Raw genomic sequence first — 9,399 nt, 5'->3', positions numbered from 1 at the left:
GGTGTCCGGCCGTTTTCGCTTCAGGTACCGGTTAGGCCGGGAGCTGCAGGGCCTGTCCGGTGAGGATCAGGTCAGGGTGGATCACGGTGCCGGTGTTGGCTGCGTACAGAGCCTGCCAGCCGCCTTCGATACCAAGCTTTTCAGCGATGGTGGACAGGGTGTCGCCGGCCTGGACGGTGTAGGTCTCACCGCTCACAGCGGGAGCCGGAACCGCAGCGGCAGGGCCCTGCGACGTGGCCGGGACCTCTACGGGTGCAACGGCTTCAGGCTGGGCCGGTGCAACGTAGGTTTCAACCGGTGCGGCCGGGGCCTCCGCCGGAACGGAGTAGGTCTGAACCGGGGCTTCGGCTACGGGTGCCTGCTGCACCGGAGCCGCAGCCTGCGGGTTGGCGGTTGCGCCGGTCATGCCCAGCTTGGCAGTGCAGGCAGGCCAGGCGCCGGGGCCCTGTTCGGCCAGGACGCGCTCGGCTACGGCAATCTGCTGCTCACGGCTGGCGTTGGCGGGGTCGCCGGTGCCGCCGAAGGCAGCCCAGGTGCTGGGTGTGAACTGCAGGCCTCCGGAGAATCCGTTACCGGTGTTGATGCCCCAGTTACCGCCGCTTTCGCACTGTGCGAGGGCATCCCAGTCCATTGAGGCTGCGTTGGCCGGAGCGGCCATGCCGGCAAGGCCGGCTGCGCCGGCGCCGGTGATGGCTGCGGCGGCGAGTCCACGACGGACGTAACGGGTGATCTTCGAGTTCTTCATTAGCTGTATCTGCTCCTAGGACCCACCTACGCTCCGCCCGTCCCCGGGCTTCATAACGCCGTCGCCTGCCCCGACTAAATAGAGGTCTGGTCTGGATGCTCCCTCAGCAGCGACGTGGGGTGGCGAGGGGCACCTGTGCATTCGGCTGCACCGTCAGATGGGGTGCTGCCGGCCGGATCAGGTTCAGCTCTTCGGGACCCGGCTACCGCCCGTGTATCGGGCACTCATCCAAGGTAAGGAAGACTCAAATCGATATCAAACCGAGACCTTCCGGCAGGAGCCGTAACCATTGCCCCGATCCGCATGCTCATGCCGATCGGGCGGGGCTTTGTGGACTTGGCCACAGGGTGTGAAAAGGCGGGTTTCCGACTGTCTGGACTTGGTCCTGCAACCGGTCTAGGGTTTGTCCTCGTGCTCACATTCTTCAATGCGCTCAAGCGCATTCTGGTGGGGCGTCCGTACGGCAACGAGCAGCTCTCCCGCACACTGCTGCGCAAGCGCGTGGCCCTGCCCGTTTACGCCTCGGACGCACTGTCCTCAGCGGCGTATGCTCCGGATGAAATCCTTCTCACGCTGGCGCTGGCCGGCGTTGCCGCAGTGACCCTCTCCCCCTGGGTGGGACTGGCCGTCATAGTCGTGCTGCTGACCGTGGTTGCCTCGTACCGCCAGAACGTCCACGCTTATCCTTCCGGCGGCGGCGACTACGAAATCGCCAGCGAGAACCTGGGCCGCCGGGCCGGGCTGACGGTCGGATCCGCCCTGCTGGTGGACTACGTCCTCACTGTTGCGGTCTCAATGTCCTCAGCAGCCCAGTACCTCGTCACGGCCGTGCCGGCACTGCACGGGCGGCAGGGGCTGCTTGCCGCGGCCGGAGTGGTGATCCTCATGCTCATCAACCTCCGCGGAGTCAAGGAAGCGGGCTCCGTGTTCGCGGTGCCGACGTACCTTTTCCTCGCCTCAGTGCTCGGCATGTGCGCCATTGGACTTTTCCAGGCGGCCACAGGCACCTTGCAACAGGCGCCGTCGGCCGGGTTTGACCTGCTCCCCGAGGCCGGGCTTGACGCCGGACTCACGGGCCTGGCAGGCGCCTTCCTGCTGCTGCGTGCTTTCTCCTCCGGTGCCGCTGCGCTCACCGGTGTGGAAGCCATCAGCAACGGGGTACCCACGTTCCGCAAGCCCAAGAGCCGCAATGCCGCCACCACCCTGCTGCTGCTGGGGGGCCTGGCAGCCGCCATGCTGGCCGGCATCCTCGCCCTGGCGAACCTCACCAAAGTCCACTTTGTGCAGGATCCTGCCACGCAGCTGCTGCAAAACGGCTCGCCGGTACGGGACTACATCCAGCATCCGGTGATCAGCCAGCTGGCGGAGACCGTGTTCGGGGACGGGTCGCTGCTTTTCTACGTCGTGGTCGCGTCCACCGGACTGATCCTGGTGTTCGCTTCGAACACCGCCTTCAACGGTTTCCCGATCCTGGCTTCCGTGCTGGCGAAGGACGGCTACCTTCCCCGGCAAATGCGCACCCGCGGTGACCGGCTGGCCTTCAGCAACGGAATCATTGTCCTCGGACTGGCGGCACTTGTCCTGATCCTCATTTTCAACGCCGATGTGACCCGGCTGATCCAGCTCTACATCGTCGGCGTCTTTGTCTCCTTCACGGCGAGCCAGCTGGGCATGATCCGGCACTGGAGCGCCAAGCTGCGCACTGAACGCAAACCGGAAGACCGGCGTCGGATGCTCCGCTCCAGGCTGATCAACTCCTGTGGTTTCGGCATGACGGCCCTGGTGCTGGTGATCGTAGTGGTGACCAAGTTTGAGCACGGTGCCTGGATCGCACTGTTAGCCATGGCATTCCTCTACGCAGTGATGGACAGCATTCGCCGGCACTACGCGGCGGTCGCCGAGGAACTGCGGGTTGAGGAAGACCCCTCTGTCCTGGCACTGCCCAGCCGGGTCAACGCAGTGATCCTGGTATCCAAGGTGCACAAGCCTGTCCTGAGGGCCCTGGCCTACGCCCGTGCATCGCGTCCGTCGAGCCTGAACGCGATCATTGTGGACCTGGATCCGGATGAGACGGAGAAGACCGTCCGCGAGTGGGAGCGGCTGCGCATCCCGGTACCCCTGACGGTCCTCTCGTCCCCCTACCGGGAAACCGTTTCGCCCGTCCTGGCGTACCTGCGCGAGGCCCGCCGCGCCTCGCCGCGGGAACTGTTTGTGGTCTACATTCCCGAGTACGTCGTCGGGCGCTGGTGGGAGCAGCTCGTGCACAACCAGACGGCACTGCGGATCAAGGCCCGCCTGCACTTTGAACCGGGCATTATGGTTGCCAGTGTTCCGTGGCAGCTGGCGTCCAGCCGTGAAGCTGCCGCAGCGTCACGGCAGGCCGGCCAGGATGCCCAGCCGGCACCGGACGTGCAGCCGGACCCGGACGCCACCACCCCGGGAACCTAGCAGCAACCGGGCGGCGCCCGTGCCAGGCATTACCCCTGCAGCACTCCCCCGCGGGCGGCAGCCACGGCGGCAGCGGTGTCTTCCGCGATCAGTTCGGCGTTGATCGCGGTCGCCGCTGCGAGTCCCGCGGAGGCCGACCCGATGACCTGCGTCATAGGGGATGTCAGGTTACCTGCGGCAAACACCCCTGCGACGGACGTCGCACCGCTGGAGTCCACGGGCACGGCAGTGCCAACGGCCAAGTCGCCAAAGTGCTGTTCCTCAGCTGCCAGTCCCACGCCCGCAAGGTAGCCGGCCCGGGCACGCAGCCGCGTCAACACCACCAGTGCCTGACGGGGCACAAACTCCCCGGAGGCCAGGCGTACCCCGGCCAGGCCGGCGTCGTCGCCCTCCACCGCGGACACCTGCCCCGGCACTACCCGAATTCGGCGGGCAGCCAGGTCCCGGCCCTGCTCTTCGCCGGGCTCCCCCGTACCGTTCAGGAAAAGCACGATGTCATCACACCACTGCCGCCACATCAGGGCCTGGTGCACGGCGGTGTCCAGATCCGAGGCCAGCACGCCAAGGGCCTTCCCTCCTGCCTCCCAGCCGTGGCAGTACGGGCAATGCAGCACATCCGTGCCCCAGTACGCCGACAGCCCCGGAATCGCCGGGAGTTCATCCAGGGCTCCACTGGCGGCAAGAACCCTGCGGCAGGCCAGCGCCCTCCCGTCCTGCAGGAAGACCCGAAATCTGCCGTCACCGGCACGCTCCACGTTCTCCACCCGCCCAGATACGATCGTTCCGCCGTAGCTGCGGACTTCCTCCCGGCCTGTAGCATAGAGCTCGCCGGGTGCAGCGCCCTCGCGGCCCAGGTAGTTGTGGACATGTTCGGCGGCAGCGTTGCGCGGTTCGTCCGAATCAACCACTGCCACCTTCCGCCGCGCCCTGGAAAGTGCCAGCCCGGCACTGAGCCCCGCTGCGGCACCTCCCACTATGACGACGTCGTAGTCCGCGGCTTTTGTGGCTTCCTGGTCTGAGTTCTGCGTAGTCATGAAACTCCTTCGGCCGTTCGTCCGGCATCTGTACCGGCATTCTGCGTGCCAGTCTTTCCCGCGCCGTACGGACGCACAACAACTTTTGCTGTTATGGCAAGATCGGCATCATGACCGAAGAGGACAGAGCCATTGTGGCCGGGATCGGGTCCCGGCTGCGTTCGCTGCGCATTTCCCGTGGAAAAACCCTCACGGAAGTAGCCGGCGCCACCGGGATCTCCCTCAGCACCCTGTCCCGGCTGGAGAGCGGCCTGCGCCGGCCCACCCTGGAAATGCTGCTGCCCCTGGCCCGGACCTACTCCGTAACCCTGGATGAACTGGCGGGAAGCCCCAGGACCGGAGATCCGCGCGTACACATGCGTTCAGTCCGGCGCCAGGGGGCAACCATCATTGCCCTGACAGAGAAGGCCAGCGGGATCGGTGCCTTCAAGTACATTCTTCCGGCACCGAAGGAGCCGGCCGTCCCGGACCCCAAGACCCACGACGGCTATGAATGGCTGTACGTGCTCAGCGGCCGGCTGCGGCTGCTGCTGGGAAGTACCGAACTCATCCTCGGTGCCGGAGAGGCTGCCGAGTTCGAAACCCGGGTGCCGCACTGGATGGGGAACGCCGACCGGGAGGCAGTGGAGTTCCTCGCCCTCTTCGGCCCGCAGGGAGAGAAGGCACACCTGCGGGCAAGGCCTGCGGATCCCCGGAAGCGGTCCTGACCCCGCCCTGGAACCCTAGTCCCGGGAGGCTGTTCCGCGTCCGGCAAGAATTGACCGGTACGCATAGCCGGTGAGCCGTCCGTCCTGCACGGCCTGCTCGACGACGGCGAAGGAACGGGACTCATCGCCGTCCCTGTAGGGGTAGTGGATCAGTTCGGCGATCAGCTCCCATTCCTCGGAGATCGAGTCGATGAGAGTCGCCGGAGTCTCCTCTTGCACGCCGGGCAGGACGGTCCAGCGGCCGGCGGGGACGCGGTAGGCCTCCAGGCGCTCCAGGTCTGCCTCCAGACCGGCCAGGGAATCATATTCGGTCTGCGCCTCGGACGGCACGGAACCGTCCGGCGTCGCCAGCTGGGCAACGAAGGTGGTCTCCGATGACGGGTAGATCGAGGTCGGTACCGGTTCACCCTCCTCCAGGTATGCAGGCAGCTGCGAGGGCATCCAGTACCAGGCATCCCCTTGGTCGGCGCCGCCCGGCTGGTCCCGCTCGCTGATCCAGCCCCGGGCTGTCAGCAGCGCCTCGGCGTCGTCGCTGAAGTAGGCAGTTTCCCCGCGCAGCATCGCGTTGACTTCGTGCTCTGCACGGCGGGCCTGCTTCTTCTTATGGACGGCCTTCTTGCGTGGCTTGGATTTGGGCACGGCGGATCTCCTTGGGGTGGGGGTGGAAACTGCTGTTGGCTGCGGCTAGAAGCCGGAGCCGCCTTCTACGGCCATGTTGGAGAAGCGCGAGTAGTGGCCCTGGAATCCAACCACGATGGTTTTTGTGGGACCGTTGCGGTGCTTGGCCACAATCACGTCGGCCTCACCGGCGCGCGGAGACTCCTTGTCATAGATGTCCTCGCGGTGAAGCAGGATCACCATGTCCGCGTCCTGCTCGATCGAGCCGGATTCACGCAGGTCGGAGACCATCGGCTTCTTGTCGGTGCGCTGCTCGGAACCACGGTTCAGCTGCGAGAGGGCGATCACCGGCACTTCAAGTTCCTTGGCCAGCAGTTTCAGCGCACGGGAGAACTCCGAAACTTCCTGCTGGCGGGATTCAACGCGCTTGCCGGAGGACATCAGCTGCAGGTAGTCCAGCACCACGAGCTTCAGGTCGTGCCGCTGCTTCAGGCGGCGGCACTTGGCCCTGATTTCCATCAGGGACATGTTGGGGCTGTCATCGATGAACAGCGGTGCGTCATTCATCCTGCCCATGGTGGTGGCGATCTTGCCCCACTGCTCGTCCTTGATGGTGCCCTTGCGCAGGTCCTGCAGCCCGATGGTGGCCTCGGCAGAGAGCAGGCGCATGGCTATCTCGTTCCGGCCCATTTCCAGGGAGAAGAACACGGTGGTCATGTTGTGCTTGATGGCCGCCGAGCGGGCGAAGTCCAGCGCGAAAGTTGACTTGCCGACGGCGGGACGGGCGGCAATGACGATCATCTGGCCGCCGTGCAGGCCCTGGGTCAGTTCGTCGAGTTCGTAGAAACCGGTGGGAACACCGGTCATTCCCTCGCCGCGGTGGCCGGCGGACTCGATTTCATCCACCGTGCCTTCAATGATGTCTTTCAGCGGGACATAGTCTTCCGCGGTGCGGCGTTCCGCGACGGCGTAGACCTCGGCCTGCGCAGCATTGACCAGGTCGTCGACTTCCCCGTCATTGGAGTAGCCCAGCTGGACAATCTTGGTACCGGCATCCACCAGACGGCGCAGGACCGCGCGCTCACGGACAATCTCGGCGTAGAAGCCGGCGTTGGCCGCGGTGGGGACGGACTGGATGAGCGTGTGCAGGTAGGCAGGTCCGCCAATGCGGGTGATTTCCCCCCGCTTGGTCAGCTCATCGGAAACGGTGACGGCATCCGCGGGCTCGCCGCGTCCGTACAGGTCGATGATGGCCTCGTAAATGGCCTCGTGCGCGGGGCGGTAGAAGTCCACGCCCCGAAGCACCTCAACGCAGTCGGCGATCGCGTCCTTGGAGAGCATCATGCCGCCAAGCACCGACTGCTCCGCTACCAGGTCCTGGGGCGGAGTCCGGCCGAAATCGGGAGTACGGGTTGATTCAGCGGAATCCGCATGTGCAAGCGACACGAGGCCACCCTTTCCAAGAATGTTCTATCCAAGGGTCCCGTCAGGCAGACCCAAAAGATGTGTAAGGCTGGCTGTATTTCTAGCCGACGGCACTGACATTGGGCCGAGCGGCCCGCCGTGCCCTCGCCGATACTTCCGGGTGCGCCGATGAGGGAGTCCACCGCAACCGTAGCCCCGTAAGGCCCCCTCAACAAACGAGTTATCCACAGGAGTTGTGGATAGCCTGTTCATAACTGGGCGTGTCTTGTGCACAGGTTGGGCATAAGGCTGTGGATAAGAAATTAGTTTCAGGCCAAATATGGCTCTGACTAGGCAAAACACTTCTCCACACCTGTGCAAAGCCATCAATTTTGGTCAACATTCAGGCTCAACCTTCAGGTTGACAGATTCCCGGATGGGGCATACGGCGGGCGTTATCCACAGCAGATATCCACATACCTGTGCGCTACTTGGAATTACTCGTGCCGCTAAGCCTGCTTGCTATGCCGGGGCACGGACAACACAGCAGCGCCCCCGCCTCACAGGAGGCGGGGGCGCTGCACATCACGCAGTGTGCGTTGAAGCGGTGCTAGCTGGCAACGACCTCGAGGTCGATGACAGCAGCAACGTCGTCGTGCAGGCGGACGTTGGCCTGGAAGGAACCAACCGACTTGATGTGAGTCGGCAGTTCAACCTTGCGCTTGTCGATGCTGCCGAGGCCGGCAGCTTCAACGGCAGCAGCAACGTCAGCAGGCTTGACCGTGCCGAAGAGGCGTCCGGACTCGCCGGCCTTGACGGTCAGCTTGACCGGCTTGGCGGAGAGTGCAGCAGCCTGCTTCTGGGCATCTTCCAGCGAAGCGTGCTCGCGCGCAGCGCGGGCAGCCTTGATGGACTCAACCTGCTTCTCGCCACCCTTGGTCCAGGTGAGAGCGAAGCCGCGGGGCACCAGGTAGTTACGTGCGTAACCGTCCTTCACCTCAACAACATCGCCTGCAGCACCGAGACCGGTGACTTCGTGGGTCAGAATGAGCTTTGCCATGAGTTAGGTTCCTTTCCTTTAGCCGCGGCCAGCGCCGGAGTAAGGCAGGAGTGCAACTTCACGGGCATTCTTGATTGCCTGTGCGATCTTGCGCTGTTCCTGCACGGTTACGCCAGTTACGCGACGAGCGCGGATCTTTCCGCGGTCGGAAATGAACTTGCGCAGCAATGCTACGTCCTTGTAGTCGATGACAGTGATGTCAGCGGCCTTCAAGGGATTGGACTTTGGTTTGGGCTTGCGAAGTTCAGCCTTAGCCATCGTGGAGCTCCTTATGTCTGGTGGAGCCCGTGGATCAATTCCACGGGATGGGCTCGACGGCGGTTGCCGTCAGAGGTTGTGCCTTGCGGCACAGAGGTATTGCTTAGAAGGGCGGATCGTTGGAATCCGGGCCGGCTCCCCAGCCGCCTGAGTTGCCGCCTGCAGGGGCACCCCAGGGATCGTCCGCAGGTGCGGACTGCTGCTGCTGCTGGCCGCCCCAACCGGAGTTGGAGTTGCCGCCGAAGCCGCCGCCGGCGTTACCGCCGAAGCCACCGCCGCCACCGCCGGAGCGCTGGGTGCGGGTGACCTTCGCGGACGCGTAACGAAGCGAGGGGCCGATTTCGTCGACCTCAAGTTCCATGACGGTACGCTTTTCGCCCTCTTTGGTCTCGTACGAACGTGACTTCAGGCGGCCCTGGCAGACGACGCGGGTTCCCTTGGTCAGGGACTCGGCGACGTTTTCCGCAGCTTCACGCCAGACCGACGCACGGAGGAACAGCGTTTCGCCGTCCTTCCATTCGTTGGACTGCCGGTCGAAGGTGCGCGGCGTCGAGGCAATGGTGAAGTTCGCCACTGCTGAACCGGACGGGGTGAACCGGAGTTCCGGATCGTTCGTCAGGTTGCCGACCACGGTGATCGTTGTCTCGCCTGCCATTTATGCCTCCTGGTGTCTCGGCCCGGAGTACCCGGGCCTTTCGTTGACGAATAAAGGTTGGACCGAAATTACTCGGCAACAACCTTCTGGTCTTCGGGGCGGATGATCTTGGTACGCAGGATGGTCTCGTTGAGGCCAAGCTGGCGGTCAAGCTCAGCAGCAGCTGCAGGGCTGGCGGTGAAGTTAACCACCGCGTAGATGCCTTCGGACTTCTTCTTGATGTCGTAGGCCAGGCGGCGTCGACCCCAGATGTCCACCTTGTCGACGGTTCCACCCTCGTTGCGGACAACGTTGAGGAACTTGTCGAGCGAAGGCTCCACGGTACGCTCTTCGACCTCGGGGTCGATGATTACCATCAGTTCATAAGCACGCATTTGTGAACCCACCTCCTTTGGGCTATACGGTCACGGTCTTTCCGTAACAGGAGGTTCTTTAGCGTTGTCTTTGCGTCCGGGCCGGCGGTGAACCCG

At 64.2% G+C, this 9,399-nt stretch carries 10 protein-coding genes; 2 read left to right on the top strand and 8 right to left on the bottom strand.

From position 1 onward, the window contains the following. Window positions 1-31 precede the first annotated feature (31 nt). Entirely contained in the window at window positions 32-745 is a 714-nt protein-coding gene (locus tag ABFX29_RS04540; RefSeq protein ID WP_152225235.1) for a transglycosylase family protein, read from the bottom strand. Window positions 746-1,156: 411 nt separating this feature from the next. Here ABFX29_RS04540 and ABFX29_RS04535 point away from each other — a divergent pair, with 411 nt between their 5' ends. After that, complete coding sequence (locus ABFX29_RS04535; RefSeq protein ID WP_246167196.1) at window positions 1,157-3,193, top strand: APC family permease; 2,037 nt, start codon at window positions 1,157-1,159, stop codon at window positions 3,191-3,193. A gap of 29 nt (window positions 3,194-3,222) precedes the next feature. Here ABFX29_RS04535 and ABFX29_RS04530 read toward each other — a convergent pair whose 3' ends face one another. Then, window positions 3,223-4,227: an NAD(P)/FAD-dependent oxidoreductase gene (locus ABFX29_RS04530; RefSeq protein ID WP_152225233.1), complete on the bottom strand. Its 1,005-nt coding sequence runs from the start codon at window positions 4,225-4,227 to the stop codon at window positions 3,223-3,225. Between the two features lie 110 nt (window positions 4,228-4,337). Between ABFX29_RS04530 and ABFX29_RS04525 the strand changes: the two genes are divergently transcribed. Continuing rightward, complete coding sequence (locus ABFX29_RS04525; RefSeq protein WP_152225231.1) at window positions 4,338-4,934, top strand: helix-turn-helix domain-containing protein; 597 nt, start codon at window positions 4,338-4,340, stop codon at window positions 4,932-4,934. 15 nt (window positions 4,935-4,949) lie between these two features. Here ABFX29_RS04525 and ABFX29_RS04520 read toward each other — a convergent pair whose 3' ends face one another. The 6 genes from ABFX29_RS04520 to rpsF form a co-directional block, all read right to left on the bottom strand. After that, window positions 4,950-5,573 carry a hypothetical protein gene (locus ABFX29_RS04520; protein WP_152225229.1) on the bottom strand — a complete coding sequence of 208 codons (624 nt, stop codon included), beginning with the start codon at window positions 5,571-5,573 and terminating at the stop codon, window positions 4,950-4,952. Window positions 5,574-5,618: 45 nt separating this feature from the next. Beyond that, window positions 5,619-6,998 carry a replicative DNA helicase gene (gene dnaB, locus ABFX29_RS04515; protein WP_091600911.1) on the bottom strand — a complete coding sequence of 460 codons (1,380 nt, stop codon included), beginning with the start codon at window positions 6,996-6,998 and terminating at the stop codon, window positions 5,619-5,621. Between the two features lie 568 nt (window positions 6,999-7,566). Continuing rightward, window positions 7,567-8,016: a 50S ribosomal protein L9 gene (gene rplI / locus ABFX29_RS04510; protein ID WP_055242872.1), complete on the bottom strand. Its 450-nt coding sequence runs from the start codon at window positions 8,014-8,016 to the stop codon at window positions 7,567-7,569. 18 nt (window positions 8,017-8,034) lie between these two features. Then, entirely contained in the window at window positions 8,035-8,274 is a 240-nt protein-coding gene (rpsR, locus tag ABFX29_RS04505) for a 30S ribosomal protein S18 (protein ID WP_003800144.1), read from the bottom strand. Between the two features lie 103 nt (window positions 8,275-8,377). Next, window positions 8,378-8,929, bottom strand: coding sequence for a single-stranded DNA-binding protein (locus ABFX29_RS04500; RefSeq protein WP_055242870.1), 552 nt, complete (start codon window positions 8,927-8,929; stop codon window positions 8,378-8,380). A gap of 68 nt (window positions 8,930-8,997) precedes the next feature. Next, window positions 8,998-9,303 carry a 30S ribosomal protein S6 gene (gene rpsF, locus ABFX29_RS04495; protein WP_091600910.1) on the bottom strand — a complete coding sequence of 102 codons (306 nt, stop codon included), beginning with the start codon at window positions 9,301-9,303 and terminating at the stop codon, window positions 8,998-9,000. Between the last annotated feature and the right edge of the window lie 96 nt (window positions 9,304-9,399).

The organism is Arthrobacter gandavensis, from assembly GCF_039528575.1.
GTDB lineage: Bacteria > Actinomycetota > Actinomycetes > Actinomycetales > Micrococcaceae > Arthrobacter_B > Arthrobacter_B citreus_B.
This window is presented reverse-complemented; position numbering and strand designations above follow the sequence as displayed.